Raw genomic sequence first — 21,179 nt, forward strand, 5'->3', positions numbered from 1 at the left:
CACTGCGTTCGCAATGACGGGGCTGTTCATGGAAAGCGTAGCGCGGCGATCCATGCATTCGGAAGTCATGGATTGCCTTACTGCGTTCGCAATGACGACCTTCTTTCACGTTAAAGCAAGAGCGAACCCATGATGCGCGCCGCGCTGGTGGCAGGTGAAACGTCTGGCGACCTGCTGGCCGGCTTGCTGCTCGACGGCCTGAAGCAGCGCTGGCCCGATTTGCAGGCGGGCGGTATTGGCGGCCCGCAGATGGTGCAGCGCGGTTTTGAGGCCTGGTGGCCGCACGACAAGCTCGCGGTGCATGGTTTTGGCTGGGAGGTGCTGCGCCGCTACCGCGAGATTCTCGGCATTCGCAACCAACTCAAGGCGCGCCTGCTGCAACATCGCCCTGACGTTTTCATTGGTGTCGATGCGCCTGATTTCAATCTTGACCTGGAAGCGGCGTTGCGAACCCAAGGCATCAAGACCGTGCATTTCGTCTGCCCCTCCATTTGGGCGTGGCGCCCCGAGCGCGTTGAGAAGATCAAACGCAGTGCCGATCACGTGTTGTGCATTTTTCCGTTCGAACCGGCCTTGCTGGCCACGCATGGCATTGCCGCCAGCTACGTCGGCCATCCCTTGGCCAGCGTGATTCCCATGCATCCCGACCAGGCGGCGGCGCGCGCCACGCTGGGGCTGGCCGAAAACGACACGGTGGTGGCGATTTTGCCAGGCAGTCGAGAGTCTGAAATTGGCTATTTGGCCGGTCACTTTTTTCAGGCGGCCAGGCTGATCCGGCAAGCCCGCCCGGCAACGAAATTCATCGTTCCCGTGGTGGCGCTGCGCCAGGCCCGAATCGAAGCGGCACTCAAGGCCAGCGGCATGGCCGACCAGGTGCAGTTGGTGTCAGGCCAATCCCACACGGTGCTCGCCGCCTGCGATGTCACGTTGATCGCCAGCGGCACCGCCACGCTGGAGGCCGCGCTGTTCAAGCGCCCGATGGTCATTGCCTACCGCATGGGCGCGCTCGCCTGGCAACTGATGCGGCGCAAGCGGCTGCAGCCCTGGGTTGGCCTGCCCAACATCTTGTGCCGCGACTTTGTCGTGCCTGAGTTGCTGCAAGAGGCCGCCACCCCTGCCGCCCTGGCGCAGGAAGTTTTGCGCTGGCTTGATGCCAAGGCCCGAGAGCCTGAGAAAATACGCGCCCTTGAACAACGCTTTAGCGCGCTGCACGCCGAGTTGCAGCGCGACACACCACAACTCGCTGCCCATGCCATCGCGCAACTCATCACGCACTAAGTCTGGCACCAGCCAGTTCGCAACGCCGCGCCAGAAGCGCAAGCCGCTTGCTGGCAATCGCCGCGCTGCGCTACCCGTCAGCATGCAAAAGCTGGCTTTGCACTACGGCGTGAACGGCCTGATCGCCGGGGTTGACGAGGCCGGTCGCGGCCCGCTGGCCGGCCCGGTGGTGGCTGCTGCCGTGATTCTGGACGACCTGCAGCCAATCAAGGGCCTGGCCGACTCCAAAAAGCTCACAGCGCGCCGACGCGAGCTGCTCTTCGACGAAATCCGGGCCAAAGCACTGTGCTTTGCCGTGGCGCAGGCCAGCGTGCAGGAGGTCGATGCGCTCAACATTTTGCAAGCCACGCTGCTGGCCATGCGCCGCGCTATTGAAGGCCTGCGGCTGATCCCGAAGCTGGTGCTGGTCGATGGCAACCGCCTGCCGAAGCTGCCCATGCGCGCTGAGGCCATCGTCAAGGGCGATGCGTTGGTGGCGGCGATTTCGGCCGCGTCGATTCTGGCCAAGGTCACGCGCGACCGCTGGTGCGTTGAAGTCGATCAGCAGTACCCCGCGTATGGTTTCGCCCGACACAAGGGCTACGGCACGGCGCTGCATCTGGCGGCCCTGCAAGCCCACGGTGCCTGCCCCGAGCACCGCACAAGCTTCCGGCCGGTGACCGAAGTTCTGCACCGAGCCATGCCATGAGCACGTCCGAGGTGCTGCACATCAGCTCGCGCGATAACGCGCTTGTCAAAGACCTCAAGCGGCTCGCGCACGGCAACACCGACTACCGCAAGCAGCAACGCGTCTGGGCCGAAGGCGATCACTTGGTGCGCGCCGCGTTGGACCGGGGGGTGCAACCCACCATTGGCGTCTTTGCGGCATCGTATTGGCCCGTGGCCGCGGCACTTTATACCGCTGCGGCCTTGAAGAATGTCGTCATTTCTGATGACTTGTTTGACGCCATCAGCACGCTGGAGTCACCCGCGCGCATGGGTTTCGTTTTTGACCTGGTGTCGGCACCGGCGCTGCAACCGGGCGTTGCCAGCATCATCCTGGACCGGGTGCAGGATGCCGGCAACGTTGGCTCGATCTTGCGCAGCGCCTCGGCTTTTGGCTTCAAACAGGTCATCGCGCTCAAAGGCACGGCGGCGCTCTGGTCACCCAAGGTGCTGCGCGCCGGCATGGGCGCGCACTGGGGGCTGCAACTGATCGAGGGCGCTGCGCTTGGTTTGTTGGCCGATTTGTCGGTGCCGCTGTTGGTGACCAGCTCGCACCGTGGCAGTTATTTGCATCGGGCGCTTCTCAATCAGGAGCTGCCTTGGCCGTGTGCATGGGCCTTTGGGCATGAGGGGCAGGGCGTTTGCGCGGCGCTTGAAGCGCTTGCCAGCGGCCATGTGCGCATCGCCCAGCCGGGCGGCGAAGAGTCGCTCAATGTGGCCGCTGCGGCCGCCATTTGCCTGCACGCCAGCGCCACCGCGCATCTGGCCCAGGAGCCTGGGCGACAGCGCGTTTTGCGCAGGTAAAGGAGGAGCCCGCAGGGCGGGGGACACGCAGCAAAACGCGCTGTCGCTCAGGCTCCCAGCACTTGTCCCTAGGCTATAATTCGGGCCAATTTCGCACCCGCGTACGCTCACAGCAGCAGCCCAGCCCCATCCCAGTCAGCAGCAGTTTCAGGCGTCATGCCTGCGTGCTTGGGCGTACCCGCAACTATTTCGGAGAACCCAGTGCTTTTGTCTCTCAAGGGAAATACCCCACCGGCCATTTTGGCGCTCGCAGACGGCACAGTCTTTTCAGGTCATGCCATCGGGGCCACGGGTTCCACGGTGGGTGAGGTGGTTTTCAACACCTCCATGACCGGCTACCAGGAAATCCTCACCGACCCCAGTTACTGCCAGCAACTCGTCACACTCACGTATCCGCACATTGGCAACTACGGTGTCAACGCGCAAGATGTCGAGTCTGATCGGGTCCAGGCTGCCGGTTTGATCATCAAGGATCTACCCCTGCTGGCCTCCAACTTTCGTTCCAGCCAAGCGCTCGATGCCTATTTGCGCGAGCAGGGCACGGTGGCCATCGCCAATATCGACACCCGTCAGTTGACGCGCCAACTGCGCAGCCAGGGCACGCAAAACGGCTGTATTCTGGCGCTGGCCGAAGGTGAAGCGGTTACCCCGGCGCTGATCGACCGGGCCATCGCGCTGGCCAAAGCGGCGCCCAGCATGGCGGGGCTGGACCTGGCCAAAGTGGTGAGCGCCAAGACCGGCTATGACTGGACACAAACCGAATGGGCGCTGTTCAATCCGCAACAAGGCGACCAGCCCGGTTTTGGCGAGCAAACGGCACCCCGTTTCCACGTCGTGGCCTATGACTTTGGTGTCAAGAAAAACATTCTGCGTATGTTGGCGCAGCGGGGTTGCCGGGTCACCGTGGTGCCGGCGCAAACCCCGGCGGCGGAGGTGCTGGCGCAGCAGCCCGATGGCATCTTTTTGAGCAATGGCCCGGGCGACCCGCAGCCTTGTGATTACGCCATTGCGGCCGCCGCCGAACTCATCAACAGCGGTATCCCCACCTTTGGCATTTGCCTGGGTCATCAGATCATGGCGTTGGCCTCGGGCGCCAAGACCTTCAAAATGAAGTTTGGTCACCACGGTGCCAACCACCCGGTGAAAGACCTCGACACCGGCCGCGTCAGCATCACCAGCCAGAACCATGGTTTTGCCGTCGATGAAAAAACCCTGCCCGCCAATGTGCGCGCCACCCACATCAGCCTGTTTGACGGCACCTTGCAGGGCCTGGCGCGCACCGACCAGCCCGCGTTCTGTTTCCAGGGTCACCCGGAAGCCTCGCCGGGGCCGCATGACATTGGCTACCTGTTTGACCGTTTCATTGCTTCCATGGTGTCGCGCGCATGAGTTTTTATGGCGTCACTGACCTGTGGACTTATGTGATTGGTGCTTTTGGCGTCATTTTGCTGCCCGGGCCGAATTCTCTTTATGTGCTGTCGGTGGCGACTGCTCGCGGCGTGCGCGCTGGTTTTCAGGGCGCTTACGGCGTGTTTGTCGGCGACTCCATTTTGTTGCTGTGTACCGCATTGGGCGCGGCCGGTGTGCTGCGCACTTACCCGGCCATGTTCATGGTGGTCAAGTATGTGGGCGCCGCCTATCTGGCCTGGGTGGGTTTTAATTTGCTGCGCGGAGCACTGTCCGGTTTGCGCGCCCGGCCTGAAGCGCTGGCGGCCGCCGTCTCGGTTTCCGGCACGGCGACTGACGCAGCAGGTGTAGCTGACGCGGTCAGCCCGGCTCATTTGCAGCGCCCATTTCGCCGCGCCTTGGTGATCAGCCTGCTCAACCCGAAAGCGATTTTGTTTTTGCTGTCGTTTTTTGTGCAGTTCATCGATACCAGTTATGCCCACCCCGAAGTGCCGTTTTTGATCCTGAGCGCCATCCTGATGACCTTCAGCGCACTGTATTTGTCAGTGCTGATTTTCACCGGGGCCAAATTGGCGCAAGGTTTTGCGCAGCGCAAAAAGCTGTCGGCCGGCCTGTCGAGCCTGGTCGGCGGCTTGTTTTTATGGTTTGGGGCCAAGTTGGCCACCGCCAGCCTGAATTGATAATTTAAGAGAGCAGTCCTTCAACATGCCAAAACGTACCGACATCAAAAGCGTCCTCATCATAGGCGCAGGCCCCATCATCATCGGGCAGGCCTGCGAATTCGACTACTCTGGCGTGCAAGCCTGCAAGGCGCTGCGCGAAGAAGGCTACAAGGTCATTCTGATCAACAGCAACCCGGCCACCATCATGACTGACCCGGCAACGGCAGACGTGACCTACATTGAGCCCATCACCTGGAAAACGGTTGAGAAAATCATCGCCAAAGAGCGCCCGGACGCGATTTTGCCGACCATGGGTGGCCAGACCGCGCTCAACTGCGCGCTCGACCTCTGGCACAACGGTGTGCTGGCCAAGTACACCGGTTCGGCCACCGGCAAAGCGGTGGAGCTGATCGGCGCCAAACCCGAGGCCATCGACAAGGCCGAAGACCGCCTCAAGTTCAAGGATGCCATGACCAAGATTGGTCTGGGCTCGGCGCGCTCGGGCATCGCCCACAGCATGGCTGAGGCCTGGGACGTGCAACGCACCGTGGGTTTCCCGACCGTGATCCGCCCCAGCTTCACGCTCGGCGGCACCGGCGGCGGCATTGCCTACAACCCGGAAGAATTCGAGGTCATCTGCAAGCGTGGTCTGGAGGCCTCGCCCACCAATGAGTTGCTGATTGAGGAGTCGCTCTTGGGCTGGAAAGAGTACGAGATGGAAGTGGTGCGCGACACTGCAGACAACTGCATCATCATCTGCTCCATTGAAAACCTCGACCCGATGGGCGTGCACACCGGCGACTCGATCACGGTGGCACCGGCGCAGACTTTGAGCGACAAGGAATACCAGATTCTGCGCAACGCGTCGCTGGCGGTGTTGCGCGAGATCGGTGTCGATACCGGTGGCTCCAACGTGCAGTTTTCCATCAACCCCAAGGACGGGCGCATGGTGGTGATCGAGATGAACCCGCGCGTGAGCCGCTCCAGTGCACTGGCTTCCAAGGCCACGGGTTTCCCGATTGCCAAGGTGGCCGCCAAGCTGGCGGTGGGTTACACGCTGGACGAACTCAAGAACGAGATCACGGGCGGTGCCACACCGGCCAGTTTTGAGCCCAGCCTCGACTACGTGGTCACCAAGATCCCGCGTTTTGCCTTCGAAAAATTCCCTGCCGCCGACAGCCGCCTCACCACCCAGATGAAGAGTGTGGGCGAGGTCATGGCCATGGGCCGCACTTTCCAGGAGTCGTTCCAGAAAGCCCTGCGCGGCCTCGAGGTAGGTGTCGATGGCATGAACGAGAAGACCCAGGACCGCGAAATTCTGGAGCGCGAACTCGGCGAGCCCGGCCCCGACCGAATCTGGTACCTGGGCGACGCCTTTGCCGCCGGCTGGAGCGTGGACGAAGTGTTCGAACTCACCAAGATTGACAAATGGTTTTTGGTGCAGATCGAGCAAATCGTCAAGATCGAACTGGAAATTGAACACCTGGCGCAACCCGCCGTGGGTACCGCGCTGGATTCGATTGATGCCGCCACGCTGCGTGCCCTCAAGCAAAAGGGTTTTTCCGACCGCCGCCTGGCCAAACAGTTCAAGACCACCGACACCGCCGTGCGTGCGCGCCGCCATGCGCTTGGCGTGCGCCCGGTGTACAAGCGGGTCGATACCTGCGCGGCTGAATTTGCCACCAACACGGCCTACCTGTATTCCACCTACGAGGCCGAAGGTGGCGAGTGCGAAGCGGCGCCGACTGATAAAAAGAAAATCATGGTGCTCGGCGGTGGCCCGAACCGCATCGGGCAGGGCATCGAGTTTGACTACTGCTGCGTGCATGCGGCGCTGGCCATGCGCGAAGACGGTTATGAGACCATCATGGTCAACTGCAACCCCGAAACCGTATCAACTGACTACGACACTTCCGATCGACTCTACTTCGAGCCGCTGACGCTCGAAGACGTGCTGGAAATCGTGGACAAGGAAAAGCCATACGGTGTGATCGTCCAGTACGGCGGCCAGACCCCCTTGAAGCTGGCGCTTGACCTGGAAGCCAATGGCGTGCCCATCATCGGCACCAGCCCTGACATGATCGATGCCGCCGAAGATCGCGAACGTTTCCAGAAGCTGCTGCACGAACTCAAATTGCGCCAGCCGCCCAACGCCACCGCGCGCACCGAACCCGAGGCGCTGGAAAAAGCCGTCGAGCTGGGCTACCCGCTGGTGGTGCGCCCAAGCTATGTGCTGGGCGGTCGCGCCATGGAAATCGTGCACGAGCAGCGCGACCTGGAGCGCTACATGCGCGAAGCGGTCAAGGTGTCGCATGACTCACCAGTGCTGCTTGACCGTTTTTTGAACGATGCCATCGAGTGCGACGTCGATGCCGTGCGCGACTCGGTTGGGCGCGTCTTTATCGGCGGTGTGATGGAGCACATCGAGCAAGCCGGTGTGCACAGCGGCGACTCGGCCTGCTCGCTGCCGCCTTATTTCCTCAAGCAGGCCACGGTCGATGAACTCAAGCGTCAGACCGCTGCCATGGCCGAGGGACTGAACGTGGTCGGGCTCATGAACGTGCAGTTTGCCATCCAGCAAACGGAAGTGGATGGGGACGGGGTCAAGCAAGATGTCATCTTTGTGCTGGAGGTCAACCCGCGCGCTTCGCGCACGGTGCCGTTTGTCTCCAAGGCCACTGGCATTCAATTGGCCAAGGTGGCGGCGCGCTGCATGGTCGGGCAGACGCTCGACCAGCAAGGCATCGGCCCGGAAGTCAATCCGCCTTATTTCAGTGTCAAGGAAGCGGTTTTTCCGTTTGTCAAATTCCCCGGTGTCGATACCATCCTGGGCCCCGAGATGAAATCTACCGGCGAGGTGATGGGCGTGGGCAAAACTTTTGGTGAGGCCTTTGTCAAGGCGCAGTTGGGCGCCGGTTGCAAGTTGCCCCGTCCTTTCACCGCCGCTGGCGAACCCTCTGGCAAGGTATTTTTGTCGGTCAAAAACAGCGACAAGCTGGCGGCCATCGAGGTGGCCAAAGCGCTGGCTGACATGAAGTTTGACGTGGTGGCGACCAAAGGCACGGCGGCGGCCATCAACGCGGCGGGCGTACCCTGCGGCGTGGTCAACAAGGTCACCGAAGGGCGTCCGCACATTGTCGATATGCTGAAAAACAACGAGATCGTGCTGGTTATCAACACGGTGGAGGAGCGCCGCAATGCGATTGCCGACTCGCGCCAGATTCGCACTTCGGCACTGCTGGCCCAAGTGACCACGTTTACCACCATCGCCGGCGCCGAGGCCGCCGTGGAGGGCATGCGCTACATGGACGCGCTTGATGTGATTTCGGTGCAGGAAATGCACGCGCTTTTGCCGCTTGCATAACGGGCCAAGCCCGCGCCTGGTTTTGTCGCAATATTCGCGGCATAATTCAGGCTCAACCGCCGGACGGCAACGTTCGGCGTTTTCATTTTGTGATGTTCATTTTTCCCGGAGCTTGATGTGACGACCCTTCCTATTACCAAACGTGGTGCAGACAAACTCAAGGCCGAGCTGCATCAACTCAAGGCGTTTGAGCGTCCAGCGGTCATCAACGCGATTGCAGAGGCGCGCGCGCAGGGCGACCTGAGCGAAAACGCAGAATACGACGCGGCCAAGGACAAACAGGGTTTTGTCGAAGGGCGCATCAAGGAAATCGAGGGCAAGTTGTCGGCGGCGCAGATCATCGATCCGGCTGAACTCCATGCCGATGGCCGCGTGGTGTTCGGTGCCACAGTGGAGCTTGAAGACGATGCCACGGGGCAAAAAGTGAGTTACCAGATCGTTGGCGAAGACGAGGCCGACCTCAAACTCGGGCTGATCAACGTCAACAGCCCGATTGCGCGCGCCCTGATCGGCAAAGAGGAGGGCGACGAGGTTGAGGTGCAAGCACCTGGCGGCTTGCGTCACTACGAAGTGGTGACAGTCAGCTACATCTGATGGCTTTGCTGACCACGCGCCTGCAAGCCTTGTCGCCCTGGTTGGCTGCCTTGTGGTGGGGCAGTCTGACCACATTGGGCGCGCTGGTGGTGCCGATGTTGTTTGCCAATTTGCCAACGATGGCCATGGCGGGCGGCATGGCTGCGAAGTTGTTCGCAGCGCAAACCTGGCTCAGTGTTGGTTGCGGTGTGCTGTTGTTGCTGATGCACCGACCCGGCGCGGTGTCCGCCGAAAATGACCGGGACCGCACCCTGCTGGTGTTTGTCTTGCTTGGCGTGCTATTGGCCCTGTTGTCCCAATTTGCGGTCGCGCCAAAAATTGTCAGCCGGTTGAATTTGCGCCTGTGGCACAACGTGGGCAGCGCGCTGTTTGCGCTGCAGTGGCTGTGTGCCGGGGTGTCGTTCTGGAGGTTGACCCGCAAGGGTTAGTCGGGGGGTGGAGCAAGCCAATCAGCTTTGGCTGCGTTGCTTTTTAACGCTGACTTGCTTGGGCTTGGCGCGCTTGACCTGGCCGCCCGAGGTGAGGCGCTGGTTGCCCAGCACGCGCAGGGTTTTGACCTCGGGGCGCTGGCCGCCGCGTGTACTGTACTTGAGCACCTTGACATCGCGCGGACCGGGCATGCGTTCTTCGTCAGCGGTTTTTTCCCGCTCAGGCAGAGGGCGCCACAGCACCAGCAGCTTGCCGATATGCTGGATGGGCGCAGCGCTGAGTTCATCGGCCAAGGTTTGAAACATGGCTTCGCGGGCGGCGCGGTCATCGGAAAAGACGCGCACCTTGATGAGGCCATGGGCATTGAGCGCGGCATCGGTTTCTTTTTTGACGGCAGCGGTCAGGCCGTCACCACCGACCATGACCACGGGATCGAGGTGGTGCGCGTCGGCACGGTGAACTTTGCGTTGGGCGGGGGTCAGTTGAATTTGAGACATAGCCGTATTATCGGCGAGAGCGAGGCATTCCGTTATATGAAATCAGCAGTCAAAAGCAGCAAGGTCAATCGGGCCTGGCTCAACGATCACGTCAACGACACCTATGTCAAGCTGGCCAAAAAAGACGGCTACCGTGCGCGCGCGGCCTACAAGCTGCAGGAAATCGACGACACCCTGCACCTGATCAGGCCGGGCCAGTTGGTGGTTGACCTGGGCTCGGCACCGGGTGCCTGGAGCCAGTACCTGCGGCGCAAGCTGTCGCCCAAATCGGCCATCGGCGGGGGGGCGGCCGCGGGCGAACTCAATGGCCGCATCATCGCGCTCGATTTGTTGCCCATGGCGCCGATCGAGGGCGTGCATTTCATTCAGGGTGATCTTCGCGAAGACGCGGTGCTGGCCGAGTTGGCCGGGCAGATGCAGGGCCAGCTGGCCGACGTGGTGGTGTCCGACATGGCACCCAACCTGTCGGGCATCAGCTCGGCCGATGCGGCGCGCATCGAGCATCTGATCGAGCTCGCGCTGGATTTTGCGCAAACCCACCTCAAGCCCGACGGGGCACTGGTGGCCAAGGTGTTTCATGGCGGCAGTTACGATGCGCTGTACCGGCGCTTTCGCGACACCTTTGTGACGGTCAAGCGCATCAAGCCAAAAGCCTCGCGCGACAAGTCTGCCGAGACCTTTTTGATCGGCATGACTTTGAAAAACCGCTGAATTCCTTGCAGTCGCTGTGGCTGCTGGTATTCGGGCTTGTCGCAGCGCAGCCTGAACCGCCTAGAATTGGCGCTATCGTGTTGGTGTTTGATCGATAGCATATCTACTGGAGTTTGGCTTGAACAATCCATGGTTTTCAAAAATTGCGGTCTGGATGGTCATTGCGATGGTGTTGTTCACCGTCTTCAAGCAATTTGACACGCGTCCGGCGGTCGGCGCCGGCTACCTCGGCTACTCCGATTTTCTGAACGAAGTTCGGGCCAACCGGATCAAGAGCGCGCTCATTCAGGAGGGCCAGGGCGGCACCGAAATCATTGCCATCACCAGCGACGACCGCAAGGTGCGCACCACGGCCACTTATCTCGATCGCGGCCTTGTGGGCGACCTGATTGCCAACGATGTCAAGTTCGACGTCAAGCCGCGCGAAGAAAGTTCGCTGCTGATGACGCTGCTGGTCAGTTGGGGCCCGATGCTGCTGCTGATCGGCGTCTGGGTTTATTTCATGCGCCAGATGCAGGGCGGCGGCAAGGGCGGTGCTTTCAGTTTTGGCAAAAGCAAGGCGCGCCTGCTTGACGAAAACACCAACCTGGTTACCTTTGCCGATGTGGCTGGCTGCGACGAGGCCAAGGAAGAAGTCAAGGAAGTTGTTGACTTTTTAAAGGATCCCGCCAAGTTCCAGAAGCTCGGCGGTCGTATTCCGCGCGGCTTGCTGCTGGTCGGCCCACCCGGCACTGGCAAGACCCTGCTGGCCAAGAGCATTGCCGGTGAAGCCAAGGTGCCGTTCTTCAGCATATCCGGTTCGGACTTTGTTGAAATGTTTGTCGGTGTCGGCGCATCGCGGGTGCGCGACATGTTCGACAACGCCAAGAAAAATGCACCGTGCATTATCTTCATTGACGAAATCGACGCGGTGGGCCGTCAGCGTGGCGCTGGTCTGGGCGGCGGCAACGACGAGCGCGAGCAAACCCTGAACCAGATGCTGGTCGAGATGGACGGCTTTGAGACCAATGTCGGCGTGATCGTGGTGGCGGCAACCAACCGCCCGGACATCCTGGACGCTGCCTTGCTGCGCCCGGGTCGTTTCGACCGCCAGGTCTATGTCACGCTGCCCGACATTCGCGGCCGCGAGCAAATTCTGAATGTGCACATGCGCAAGGTGCCCTTGAGTCCTGACGTGAACGCCGCCGTGATTGCCCGCGGCACCCCTGGCATGAGCGGTGCTGACCTGGCCAACCTGTGCAACGAAGCGGCGCTGATGGCAGCGCGGCGCAATGCCCGCACGGTGGAGATGCAAGACTTCGAGAAAGCCAAGGACAAAATCTTGATGGGCCCGGAGCGCAAGAGCATGGTCATGCCCGAGAGCGAGCGCCGCAACACCGCCTACCACGAGTCGGGCCACGCGCTCATCGGCAAGCTGCTGCCCAAATGCGACCCGGTGCACAAGGTCACCATCATTCCGCGCGGGCGCGCTCTGGGCGTGACCATGAGCCTGCCGGCACAAGACCGCTACAGCTACGACAAGGAATACATGCTCAACCAGATCAGCATGCTCTTTGGCGGGCGCATTGCCGAAGAAGTGTTCATGAACCAGATGACCACCGGTGCCAGCAACGACTTCGAACGTGCCACGCAAATCGCCCGCGACATGGTGATGCGCTACGGCATGACTGCGGCGCTGGGCCCGATGGTCTACGCCGAAAACGAAGGCGAAGTGTTTCTTGGCCGTTCGGTCACCAAGACCACCAACATGAGCGAAGAAACCATGCAAAAGGTCGATGCCGAAGTGCGTCGCATCATTGACGAGCAATATGCCTTGGCGCGCCGCCTGATCGAAGAGCACAGCGAGCACATGCATGTCATGGCCAAGGCCTTGCTGGAGTGGGAAACCATCGACAGCGACCAGCTCGACGACATCATGGCCGGCAAGCCACCGCGCCCACCCAAGGACTGGTCACCGCGCGTGCCACCGGCCTCGTCGGATACCGACAGCGGCGGCACGCCGGCGGTCAATCCGGACGCCGCGCCTCACGCTGCCTGAGCCGAAACCTTTACCAAACGGGGCTGCGGCCCCGTTTTTTATTCATCCAATAGCGATCACCCGATGTATTGGCAAACGAGCCGTTTTCAGATTGATCTGACCCACCCCAAGGTCATGGGCATTGTCAATGTCACGCCGGACTCGTTTTCCGACGGCGCTCAGCATGGCTCCACCCTGGCCGCGCTCAAACACTGCGAGCAACTCATTCGCGATGGTTCTGACATCCTAGACATTGGCGGTGAATCCAGTCGCCCCGGCGCACCACCGGTGAGTCTGGATGACGAACTGGCGCGCGTGTTGCCGGTGCTGCGCGAGGCAGTTCAGCTGGGCGTGCCGGTCTCGGTGGACACGTACAAGCCGCAGGTGATGCAGGCCGCGCTGGCACTCGGCGCTGACATCATCAACGACATCTGGGCCTTGCGCTGGCGCGATGCTGCGGCGGGTGCACAAGGGTTGCGCGGCACCGATGTGGTGGCAGCGCACCCAAACTGCGGCGTCTGCCTGATGCACATGCACCGTGAGCCCCAAACCATGCAGCTGGCACCGATGCAGGGCGATGTGGTGCCGCAAGTGCGCGATTTTCTGGCGCAATCGGCGCAAGCGTTGTTCGCGCTCGGCGTGGCCAAGAACCGGATCGTGCTCGACCCCGGTATTGGCTTTGGCAAAACGGTGGCGCAAAACTTTGCCTTGTTGGCGCGCCAGGCGGAGTTGCTGCAGCCGGGTTACCCGCTGCTGGCGGGTTGGTCGCGCAAGTCGTCGCTGGCGGGCATGGTGCCCGCCAACACGCCGGCTGCCACGCTCGCCGCCTCGGAGCGACTCGCGCCCAGCCTGGCAGCCGCGGTATTGGCGGCAGAGCGCGGCGCTGCCGTGCTGCGGGTGCACGATGTCAAGGAAACCGTGCAAGCTTTGCGTGTGCTGGCGGCGATAAGATAGCCGCTGTCCGAATCAGAAATCAGGTGAAGGTATAACAATGACAAGACAATATTTTGGTACCGACGGTATTCGCGGCACGGTCGGACAGGCGCCCATCACGGCAGACTTTGTGCTCAAGCTGGCGCATGCGGTCGGGCGTGTGCTCAAGCGCACCGAGACCAAGCCCACGGTGTTGATCGGCAAGGACACCCGGATTTCCGGCTATATGTTGGAGAGCGCGTTGGAGAGTGGCTTCAACTCGGCCGGTGTCGATGTGGTGCTGCTCGGGCCGCTGCCAACGCCGGGGGTGGCCTACCTGACGCGGGCCCAGCGCGCCTCGCTGGGCGTGGTCATCAGCGCCAGCCACAACCCCTTTGAAGACAACGGCATCAAGTTTTTCAGCGCCCAGGGCACCAAGCTGCCCGATGCCTGGGAGCGCGAAGTGGAGGCCACGCTGCGTCAGGATCCGGTGTGGGCAGACTCGGCCAATCTGGGCAGGTCACGGCGTCTGGAAGATGCCGCAGGCCGCTACATCGAGTTTTGTAAAAGCACCTTTGCCAACAACCTGTCGCTCAAGGGCTTGCGCATTGTGGTCGATGGTGCCAACGGCGCCGCCTATCAAATTGCGCCCAAGGTGTTTCATGAGCTGGGCGCCGAGGTGATTGCCATCGGCTGCGCGCCTGACGGCCTGAACATCAACAAGGACGTAGGCGCCACCCACCCCGAGGCGCTCATTGCCGCCGTCAAGGCGCACCGTGCCGACCTGGGCGTCGCACTCGACGGCGATGCCGACCGCCTGCAGATGGTCGATGCCACTGGCCGCCTGTTCAATGGCGATGAAGTGCTTTATCTGATGGTCGATGACCGGCTGCGCCGCGGCGAGGCGGTGCCCGGTGTGGTCGGCACGCTGATGACCAACATGGCAGTCGAGCTGGCCTTGCAGGCGCGCGGCGTGCCGCTGGTGCGCGCCAGGGTGGGCGACCGTTATGTGCTCGAAGAACTGGAAAAAAACAACTGGCTGCTCGGTGGCGAAGGTTCCGGCCATTTGCTGGCGCTCGACAAACACTCCACGGGTGATGGCCTGATTTCTGCCTTGCAGGTACTGCAAACCAGTGTTCGCAGCGGCAAGCCGCTGGCGGAGTTGCTCAGTGAGCTCACGCTGTTTCCGCAGACCCTCATCAACATCCGGCTCAAACCTGGGCAAGACTGGCAAGCCAGCGCCAGGCTCGAATCCGAAACGCTTGCGGTGGAAGCCGAACTGGGGCAAAACGGCCGCGTGCTGATTCGCGCCAGTGGCACAGAGCCGCTGGTGCGCGTCATGGTCGAGGCGCGCGATGCGGCTCAGGGCAAGGCCTGCGCCCAGCGCATTGCCAACACCATCAGCGCCTGAGGTTCCCATGACAGCCACAGCCACCTTGACGCTTTGCCAGGCCGACTACGCCAACCCGCAGCACATGCGCGCGCTGCTCGATTTGCTGGACGGCTATGCGCGCGACCCGATGGGTGGCGCTGAACCCTTGTCTGACTTTGCCAAAGCCAACTTGCCACAAGCGCTGGCGGCAAGACCGTTCATGTTCAGTGTGCTGGCCTTTGATGCAAGCGGTTTGCCGGTGGGGCTGGTCAACTGTGTTGAGGGCTTTTCCACCTTTGCCTGCCAACCGCTCGTCAACGTGCACGATGTGGTGGTGCTGGCGTCGCACCGTGGCCAGCGGGTGGGTGAGCAATTGCTGGCGCTGGTGGCGCAACTCGCGCGCGCGCGGGGCGCCTGCAAGCTCACACTCGAAGTGCTCGAAGGCAATGCGTCGGCGCAAAAACTGTACCGGCGGCTGGGTTTCGAGAACTACCAGCTCGACCCCGCCATGGGGCAGGCGCAGTTCATGCAGAAATGGCTATGAACTGGCTTAAAAAACTCCCCGGGTACCAGCGCACGCCTTACGGTTTGGAGTTGCGCTTGCTGCGCATGATGCCGCGGGTGCTGGTGCTGGGCAGCTTGTTGCCGTTGATGTTGTCGGGGCTGGCGCGGCTGTTTTATACCCGGGGCACGGCGGCCGAGCTTGAGCGGCACATTCAGCTCTTCGACTTCGGCATGATCGGCTTGGCGGTGCTGATCTGGACGGCCGTGTTTACCGTGTCCTTTGGTTGTGTGCTCGTCTGGCTCATGAAAGGCCCGGCCTATGTGGCCGATGGCTATGACGTCTCCCACAGCGACAAACCCAAGCGCGACTGAATTGGCGAAGCGGGCCTATCAATGCACACCTTTCTCTGGCACGACTACGAAACCTTTGGTGCCGACACCCGGCAAACCCGGCCGGCGCAGTTTGGCGCCATCCGCACCGACGCTGATCTCAACCCTGTCGGCGCGCCAATCATGCTGTATTGCCAGCCCGCCAACGACTTTTTACCGGAGCCGCAGGCCTGCCTGATTACCGGCATCACGCCGCAGGCGTGCCTGGAGAAAGGCCTGCCCGAAGTCCAGTTCGCCGCGCAGATCGAGCAGGCTTTCAGCGAGCCCGGCACCGTGGGCGTGGGTTACAACACCATCCGTTTTGACGACGAGGTGACGCGCTTCATGTTCTGGCGCAATCTGATCGACCCCTATGCCCGCGAATGGCAAAACGACTGCGGCCGCTGGGACCTGCTTGATGTGGTGCGCACCGCCTACGCGCTGCGCCCGGACGGCATCCAGTGGCCGGTCAAGCCCGACGGCAAGCCGAGCTTCAAATTGACTGACCTGAGCGCCGCCAACGGCCTGCTGCACGCGTCAGCCCACGACGCCCTGAGCGACGTGCAAGCCACCATCGCTTTGGCCCGGCTCATCAAGACGGCGCAGCCCAAGCTCTTTGACTTCTGTTTTGGCCTGCACAAAAAAGACCGCGTCATGGCCGAGCTGGGCTTGCCCACCACATTGACCCATGCGCGGCCGTTCCTGCACATCTCGGGCATGTTTGCCCCCGAGCGCGGTTGTCTCGCGCTGATGTGGCCGCTGGCCATGCATCCGGCCAACAAGAACGAGTTGCTGGCCTGGGACCTGGCCTTGGACCCCACCGAGCTGGCCAGTTTGAACGCCGAGCAAATCCGCCTGCGCCTGTTCACCAAGTCAGCCGATCTGCCCGAAGGCGTGCAGCGCTTGCCGCTCAAGTCGGTGCACCTCAACAAGTCGCCCATGGTGATGAGTAAGCTCAAGGTGCTGAGCCCGGCCATGGCCGAGCGCTGGGGCATTGACATGGCGGCGCAACTGGAAAACGCAGCCAAGGCGCGCGATTTGCCCGACATGAGTGCCATTTGGGCGCAGGTGTTTGCCCGGCCCGAAACGGCACCGGTCGATGTTGATCAAGACCTGTATGGTGGTTTTGTCGGCAACGCCGACCGCCGCCGCCTCAATGATCTGCGCCGCTGCAGCCCGGCCGAGCTGGCCACGGCCCGGCCCGCCTTTGACGACGCGCGCCTGGCAGAACTGCTGTGGCGCTACCGGGCGCGTAATTTCCCACAAAGCCTCAGCCCTGAAGAGGCCCAAGTCTGGGAAGCGCACCGCGCGGCGCGCCTGTTTGACGGTGATGGCGGGGCGCTGACGCTGGACGCCCTGTTTGAAGAACTCGACAAACTGGCCGAAAGTGCCAGCGAGCGCGACGAGGCTATCCTCGGCGCGTTGTACGACTACGCGTCCGAAATCGCGCCGCAGCGCGCCTGAGATCGTCAGGGCCCGCCTATTGGCGAGGGCTTGTCTTGGCAAATTCCACCTTGATTCGCCCCGGTTAATCTTCCGCTAATGCTGGCCTGCCAAGATCGATGGCATGACATGCACCCAAGATTTTTCAAAATGCTCCAGGCCTGTACAGGGCTTGTCGATGTGGCGGTCCGAGCCGAAGGCACGGCGTCGCCTTGACCTCGTGCCACTGGGCGACGCGGCGGGTCAGCAGTCCGAGGACGGCACCTTGCACGGCGCGGCAGGTTACCGTCGGGCCGACAGTGGCGCGCTGTTTCTGGAGCGCTACCTGGATGTCCCGATCGAGCAGGCCATTCTTGAGCGCAGTGGTGTCCAAGTGGAACGCCATCAGATCGTGGAGGTGGGTAACCTGGCGGCTTCGGGGCTGGGCACGGCCCGCACCCTGATCGCAAAGCTGACGCGCCAACTGGCGCTGCAGGGGTTTCGCTGGGTAACTTTCACTGGCACACAGGAAGTGCTCAACAGTTTTCATCGGCTTGGCCTGGCACCTCAGTTGCTCGCGCTGGCCGACCCAGCGCGCATGGGCGAATCGCTTGCCGACTGGGGGCACTACTACGACAACCAGCCCCAAGTGGTGTTTGGCGAGATTTTGCCGGCGCACCGGCAGCTGCTTGACACGCAGTCGGCCAAAGCGGTGTCCCCATTTTGTGCCATGGCAGGCAGGCTGCAGCATGCTGCCTGAACTCAACGCTTTCTGGCGAACCCTGGCGGCCCATGGCGGCCAGGTCGGCTTGTCCAATGGCAAACGCACGCTGAGTTACGGTGAACTGCTGCTTGAAGTTTCGCAACGCATGGCGCTGCTCACTGAGCTCCGGGCGCAGCGCGTGGCGCTGTGTCTGGACAATGGCATCGACTGGGTGTTATGGGACCTTGCCTTGCTGTTTTCCGGTCGAGTCTGCGTTCCGGTGCCCCACTTTTTTTCGGACAGTCAAAAAGTGCATGTGCTGGACAGCTCTGGTGTTGATACCCTGATTGGCGGGCCTGAGGTTTTGGCCGACCGCTGCGGCTTTGTCGCCTGCCGCCCAGATATTGCTCAGCGCGCAGTGGCCTCGGCGCCCGCGCTGCCCGAAGGCACCCAGAAAATCACCTACACATCGGGCACCACCGGCCAGCCCAAGGGCGTTTGCCTGGATGCCGGGGTGCAACTTGCCGTGGCACAAAGCCTGCGCCAAGCTACCGGCGCTTGCGCTTGCGACCGCCACTTGTGTGTGCTGCCGCTGGCTACCTTGCTGGAAAACATTGCCGGCATTTACACCCCACTGCTGGCTGGTGCACGCATCGAGCTGCGGGGCATGGCCGACATCGGGCTGCAGGGCGCCAGCAGCCTGGACTTGCCACGCCTGCTGGGTAACGTGTTTGCCATCGCGCCAAGCAGCCTGATTCTGGTGCCACAGCTGCTGATGGCGTTGGTCAGTGCGGCCGAGCGCGGCATGGCTTTGCCCGCCAGTCTGCGCTTCGTCGCGGTGGGCGGGGGTCGGGTCGCACCGCAACTGCTGCGGCGCGCCGACGCGCTGGGCTTGCCGGTGTTCGAGGGTTACGGTTTATCGGAATGTGCTTCGGTGGTCTGCCTCAACACGCCGCAGCACCGGCGCATTGGCGCCGTGGGAAAACCCTTGCCGCACTTGCAGGTCAGCCTGGGTCTGGACGGCGAGGTGCTGGTGCGGGGCGCGCGCATGCTCGGTTATCTGGGGGACGCAGCCCTCGACGACGACTGGTTGGCCACGGGCGACCTGGGGCACTTCGAGGAAGGGTTTCTGGTGCTGCATGGGCGCAAGAAGCACCAGTTCATCACCGCCTATGGCCGCAATGTGAATCCGGAATGGGTCGAAGCCGAACTAACACAGCAAGCCCCCATCGCCCAAGCCTGGGTTCACGGCGAGGCGCTTGCGTCTAATTTGGCGGTGCTGGTGCCGCGCCATGCTGCAGTCAGCGATGCCGAGCTTGGCGCTGCGGTGGCACGCGTGAACGCCGTTCTGCCGGACTATGCCCGGGTAGATCAGTGGCTGCGCGCCGACCAGGCTTTCAGCCCGGCCAATGGCAAAGCTACCACCAACGGCCGCTTGCGCCGCGCCGCCCTCTGGGCACATTACGAAGGGCGTTTTGCCGCCATACCTGTCATCAACCCAAGCTGTCACTCCTCATGAAATTTTTCGATCAAATGCAGGTGCAATCCGCCACCGAACGCGCGTACCTGCTCAGCGCCCCCATCATTGCGCAAGCCCTTGCTTGCGGCGACAATCAGCTACTTTTTTTGATTGATGGCCGGGCTCGTCCCCGGCGTTTTTTATGTCCCTGATTACGCCTACCGAAGTGCGTCCCGCCATCCTGCGAGACGCCAAAGCCATTGCCGATATCCGCACCCGTTCCAGCCAAGCCGCCTTCAAGGCGGTTTTCCCCGGTGAAACCGTGCCCATGGGCGGCTCACCCGAGCACAGCCTGGTCTATTGGCGCGAGGCCATTGAATACAGCGAACCGCAGGTGCTGGTGGCGGTGCAGAAGTCAACGGTGGTGGGTTTTGTCGGCTTCGACCGCTCGCGCGACCCCAAGACGCCCAACACCATGGGCGAAATCTGGGCGCTGTATGTGGCGCCCGAGCAATGGGGCCAGGGTGTTGGGCTGGCGCTGTGGGACGCCGCGCGTGAAGGCCTGATTTATGAAGGCTGCACCAAGGTCAGCGCCTGGGTGCCGCTAGGCTTCGAGCGCGCGCTGCGCTTTTTTGACATGGCCGGCTTCAAGCGTGAAATGACCAGCATCAAGACCGTGCCCATGGGTGACACCCGGGTCGAAGAAATCCGCTTCAAACGCGACCTGAACTGAGTTCACCATGGCCACCAGTCTTTTGGTGTTGCTCGACGAGATCGCCATTGCGCACTGGCTCATCACGCCACTGCTGATGGTGACGCCGGGGCAGTGGCTCCGGGCCAGATTTTCATAAGCCCTTGCGCTCCGGCGCTTACGGCTGTGCCCACTCGGCCGACAGCAATTCGGCCTGTGCCAGCACGGTCTTGACGGCATCATCCTGCAAGTCCGGCGGGTAGCCGTACTTGTTCAGGATGCGTTTCACCATCACGCGAATTTTGGCGCGCGCGCCTTTGCGCAGCGTCCAGTCAATCGTCACGCTCTTGCGCACCTGCGTGATGAGCTCGGCGGCGATGACCTTGCGCTTGTCGTCGCCCATGGCGATGACGGCCGATTCATTGGCGGCGAGCGCGTCGTAAAAGGCGACTTCATCTTCCGTCAGGCCCAGGACTTCGCCACGCTTGCTGGCCGCATCCATGTCTCTGGCGAGCTGGATCAACTCCTCCAGAACCTGCATCGTCGAGATGGCGCGGTTGTGGTACGCGTTCAGGCTCTGCTTGAGCTTTTCAGAAAAGACCTGAGCTTGCACCAGGTTGCGCCTGGAGCGGACCTTGAGTTCGTCTTTCAGCAGTTTTTCCAGCAGCTCGGCGGCGACGTTTTTGTGCTTGAGGCCGCGCACTTCGGCCAAGAACTGGTCTGAGAGGATGCTGATGTCCGGCCTGGGCAACCCGGCGGCGGTGAAGACGTCGATCACCTGCCCCTCGGTGGTGATGGCCTTGCTCACGAGCTGGCGGATGGCGGCGTCGATCTGCTCGGGTGTTTTCCGGTTGCTGCTGCTCTGCTTGTTCAGCGCCGCTTGCAGGACCTGGAAAAAGCTCACGTCGTCGCGGATCGCCGTGGCTTCAACGCTGGCGGCGCAGAGGGCGAAGGCGCGCGAGAGTTCCATCACCACCCGCACCCAGCGCTTCTTGCCGTCTTCCTGTTTTGCTTCGTCAGTAAAATCTGTGGGCGAGTTGCGGCTCAGGAAGCTTACCAAGCACGTGGTACAGGGCGAGTTCTGTGATTCGAAACGTCCGAAAACCGTAGGATTTTCTCATGGTCACTTTGACCTTGTTGTTCAAACCTTCCACAACGCCACTGGAGAACTGCTTTTTGGCCCGGAAGTAGTTGAGGATCAACTCGCGGTGGCTGCGTAGTGTCTTGGCCACGATGTGAAAGCGATCGAGTATGTTCAGTGCATTGCTGCAGCGTTCAC

At 61.9% G+C, this 21,179-nt stretch carries 21 protein-coding genes; 18 read left to right on the plus strand and 3 right to left on the minus strand.

From position 1 onward, the window contains the following. Window positions 1–129 precede the first annotated feature (129 nt). The 8 genes from lpxB to IBX54_RS05400 all read left to right on the plus strand — a co-directional run bounded on the left by lpxB (window position 130) and on the right by IBX54_RS05400 (window position 9,242). Window positions 130–1,278, plus strand: a complete 1,149-nt coding sequence (gene lpxB, locus IBX54_RS05365) for a lipid-A-disaccharide synthase (RefSeq protein ID WP_296541632.1) — start codon at window positions 130–132, stop codon at window positions 1,276–1,278. Between the two features lie 82 nt (window positions 1,279–1,360). Beyond that, entirely contained in the window at window positions 1,361–1,966 is a 606-nt protein-coding gene (gene rnhB / locus IBX54_RS05370) for a ribonuclease HII (protein WP_296541633.1), read from the plus strand. Continuing rightward, window positions 1,963–2,787, plus strand: coding sequence for an RNA methyltransferase (locus IBX54_RS05375; protein WP_296541634.1), 825 nt, complete (start codon window positions 1,963–1,965; stop codon window positions 2,785–2,787). The genes rnhB and IBX54_RS05375 overlap by 4 nt, the downstream gene beginning before the upstream one ends. A 201-nt stretch (window positions 2,788–2,988) precedes the next feature. After that, complete coding sequence (gene carA / locus IBX54_RS05380) at window positions 2,989–4,176, plus strand: glutamine-hydrolyzing carbamoyl-phosphate synthase small subunit (RefSeq protein WP_296541635.1); 1,188 nt, start codon at window positions 2,989–2,991, stop codon at window positions 4,174–4,176. After that, complete coding sequence (gene leuE, locus IBX54_RS05385; protein WP_296541636.1) at window positions 4,173–4,874, plus strand: leucine efflux protein LeuE; 702 nt, start codon at window positions 4,173–4,175, stop codon at window positions 4,872–4,874. Before carA ends, leuE begins: the two co-directional genes overlap by 4 nt. 25 nt (window positions 4,875–4,899) lie before the next feature. Beyond that, window positions 4,900–8,220, plus strand: a complete 3,321-nt coding sequence (carB, locus tag IBX54_RS05390) for a carbamoyl-phosphate synthase large subunit (protein WP_296541637.1) — start codon at window positions 4,900–4,902, stop codon at window positions 8,218–8,220. Between the two features lie 117 nt (window positions 8,221–8,337). Next, entirely contained in the window at window positions 8,338–8,814 is a 477-nt protein-coding gene (gene greA / locus IBX54_RS05395; protein WP_296541638.1) for a transcription elongation factor GreA, read from the plus strand. Further along, window positions 8,814–9,242 carry a DUF4149 domain-containing protein gene (locus IBX54_RS05400; RefSeq protein WP_296541639.1) on the plus strand — a complete coding sequence of 143 codons (429 nt, stop codon included), beginning with the start codon at window positions 8,814–8,816 and terminating at the stop codon, window positions 9,240–9,242. Before greA ends, IBX54_RS05400 begins: the two co-directional genes overlap by 1 nt. Before the next feature lie 21 nt (window positions 9,243–9,263). Here the strand turns inward: IBX54_RS05400 and IBX54_RS05405 are convergent, their stop codons facing one another. After that, window positions 9,264–9,740, minus strand: a complete 477-nt coding sequence (locus IBX54_RS05405; RefSeq protein WP_296541640.1) for a YhbY family RNA-binding protein — start codon at window positions 9,738–9,740, stop codon at window positions 9,264–9,266. 36 nt (window positions 9,741–9,776) lie between these two features. Here IBX54_RS05405 and IBX54_RS05410 point away from each other — a divergent pair, with 36 nt between their 5' ends. From IBX54_RS05410 to IBX54_RS05455, 10 genes are all read left to right on the plus strand, one after another. After that, complete coding sequence (locus tag IBX54_RS05410; RefSeq protein ID WP_296541641.1) at window positions 9,777–10,451, plus strand: RlmE family RNA methyltransferase; 675 nt, start codon at window positions 9,777–9,779, stop codon at window positions 10,449–10,451. 118 nt (window positions 10,452–10,569) lie between these two features. Continuing rightward, the gene (gene ftsH, locus IBX54_RS05415) at window positions 10,570–12,489 is read left to right on the plus strand and encodes an ATP-dependent zinc metalloprotease FtsH (protein WP_296541642.1); all 1,920 of its coding nucleotides are present in this window, start codon (window positions 10,570–10,572) and stop codon (window positions 12,487–12,489) included. Window positions 12,490–12,552: 63 nt separating this feature from the next. Continuing rightward, the gene (gene folP / locus IBX54_RS05420; RefSeq protein ID WP_296541643.1) at window positions 12,553–13,422 is read left to right on the plus strand and encodes a dihydropteroate synthase; all 870 of its coding nucleotides are present in this window, start codon (window positions 12,553–12,555) and stop codon (window positions 13,420–13,422) included. Window positions 13,423–13,459: 37 nt separating this feature from the next. Continuing rightward, window positions 13,460–14,791 carry a phosphoglucosamine mutase gene (gene glmM / locus IBX54_RS05425; protein WP_296541644.1) on the plus strand — a complete coding sequence of 444 codons (1,332 nt, stop codon included), beginning with the start codon at window positions 13,460–13,462 and terminating at the stop codon, window positions 14,789–14,791. 7 nt (window positions 14,792–14,798) lie between these two features. After that, the gene (locus IBX54_RS05430; protein WP_296541645.1) at window positions 14,799–15,296 is read left to right on the plus strand and encodes a GNAT family N-acetyltransferase; all 498 of its coding nucleotides are present in this window, start codon (window positions 14,799–14,801) and stop codon (window positions 15,294–15,296) included. Continuing rightward, window positions 15,293–15,628, plus strand: coding sequence for a hypothetical protein (locus IBX54_RS05435; RefSeq protein ID WP_296541646.1), 336 nt, complete (start codon window positions 15,293–15,295; stop codon window positions 15,626–15,628). Before IBX54_RS05430 ends, IBX54_RS05435 begins: the two co-directional genes overlap by 4 nt. Window positions 15,629–15,649: 21 nt before the next feature. Next, entirely contained in the window at window positions 15,650–17,089 is a 1,440-nt protein-coding gene (gene sbcB / locus IBX54_RS05440; RefSeq protein ID WP_296541647.1) for an exodeoxyribonuclease I, read from the plus strand. A gap of 199 nt (window positions 17,090–17,288) precedes the next feature. After that, complete coding sequence (locus IBX54_RS05445) at window positions 17,289–17,807, plus strand: thermostable hemolysin (protein WP_296541648.1); 519 nt, start codon at window positions 17,289–17,291, stop codon at window positions 17,805–17,807. Further along, on the plus strand, window positions 17,797–19,269 hold the full coding sequence (locus IBX54_RS05450; RefSeq protein ID WP_296541649.1) for an AMP-binding protein: 1,473 nt from the start codon (window positions 17,797–17,799) through the stop codon (window positions 19,267–19,269). Before IBX54_RS05445 ends, IBX54_RS05450 begins: the two co-directional genes overlap by 11 nt. 142 nt (window positions 19,270–19,411) lie before the next feature. Further along, the gene (locus IBX54_RS05455) at window positions 19,412–19,942 is read left to right on the plus strand and encodes a GNAT family N-acetyltransferase (protein ID WP_296541650.1); all 531 of its coding nucleotides are present in this window, start codon (window positions 19,412–19,414) and stop codon (window positions 19,940–19,942) included. Between the two features lie 136 nt (window positions 19,943–20,078). On the opposite strand, the gene IBX54_RS05460 is transcribed toward IBX54_RS05455, so the two are convergent. Both IBX54_RS05460 and IBX54_RS05465 read right to left on the minus strand, forming a co-directional pair. Continuing rightward, complete coding sequence (locus IBX54_RS05460) at window positions 20,079–20,960, minus strand: DUF3387 domain-containing protein (protein ID WP_296541651.1); 882 nt, start codon at window positions 20,958–20,960, stop codon at window positions 20,079–20,081. After that, the coding region (locus IBX54_RS05465) for a transposase (protein ID WP_296541652.1) at window positions 20,917–21,179 on the minus strand (263 nt) is incomplete at its 5' end. The genes IBX54_RS05465 and IBX54_RS05460, both read right to left, overlap by 44 nt.

This window comes from Rhodoferax sp. (genome assembly GCF_014859475.1).
Taxonomy (GTDB): domain Bacteria; phylum Pseudomonadota; class Gammaproteobacteria; order Burkholderiales; family Burkholderiaceae_C; genus Rhodoferax.

Coding starts and splice junctions, on each gene's coding strand:
- lpxB (WP_296541632.1), top strand. CDS start 130: ATGATGCGCGCCGCGCTGGTGGCAGGTGAAACGTCTGGCGACCTGCTG.
- rnhB (WP_296541633.1), top strand. CDS start 1,361: ATGCAAAAGCTGGCTTTGCACTACGGCGTGAACGGCCTGATCGCCGGG.
- IBX54_RS05375 (WP_296541634.1), top strand. CDS start 1,963: ATGAGCACGTCCGAGGTGCTGCACATCAGCTCGCGCGATAACGCGCTT.
- leuE (WP_296541636.1), top strand. CDS start 4,173: ATGAGTTTTTATGGCGTCACTGACCTGTGGACTTATGTGATTGGTGCT.
- carB (WP_296541637.1), top strand. CDS start 4,900: ATGCCAAAACGTACCGACATCAAAAGCGTCCTCATCATAGGCGCAGGC.
- IBX54_RS05400 (WP_296541639.1), top strand. CDS start 8,814: ATGGCTTTGCTGACCACGCGCCTGCAAGCCTTGTCGCCCTGGTTGGCT.
- IBX54_RS05405 (WP_296541640.1), bottom strand. CDS start 9,740: ATGTCTCAAATTCAACTGACCCCCGCCCAACGCAAAGTTCACCGTGCC.
- IBX54_RS05410 (WP_296541641.1), top strand. CDS start 9,777: ATGAAATCAGCAGTCAAAAGCAGCAAGGTCAATCGGGCCTGGCTCAAC.
- folP (WP_296541643.1), top strand. CDS start 12,553: ATGTATTGGCAAACGAGCCGTTTTCAGATTGATCTGACCCACCCCAAG.
- glmM (WP_296541644.1), top strand. CDS start 13,460: ATGACAAGACAATATTTTGGTACCGACGGTATTCGCGGCACGGTCGGA.
- IBX54_RS05430 (WP_296541645.1), top strand. CDS start 14,799: ATGACAGCCACAGCCACCTTGACGCTTTGCCAGGCCGACTACGCCAAC.
- IBX54_RS05435 (WP_296541646.1), top strand. CDS start 15,293: ATGAACTGGCTTAAAAAACTCCCCGGGTACCAGCGCACGCCTTACGGT.
- sbcB (WP_296541647.1), top strand. CDS start 15,650: ATGCACACCTTTCTCTGGCACGACTACGAAACCTTTGGTGCCGACACC.
- IBX54_RS05450 (WP_296541649.1), top strand. CDS start 17,797: ATGCTGCCTGAACTCAACGCTTTCTGGCGAACCCTGGCGGCCCATGGC.
- IBX54_RS05455 (WP_296541650.1), top strand. CDS start 19,412: ATGTCCCTGATTACGCCTACCGAAGTGCGTCCCGCCATCCTGCGAGAC.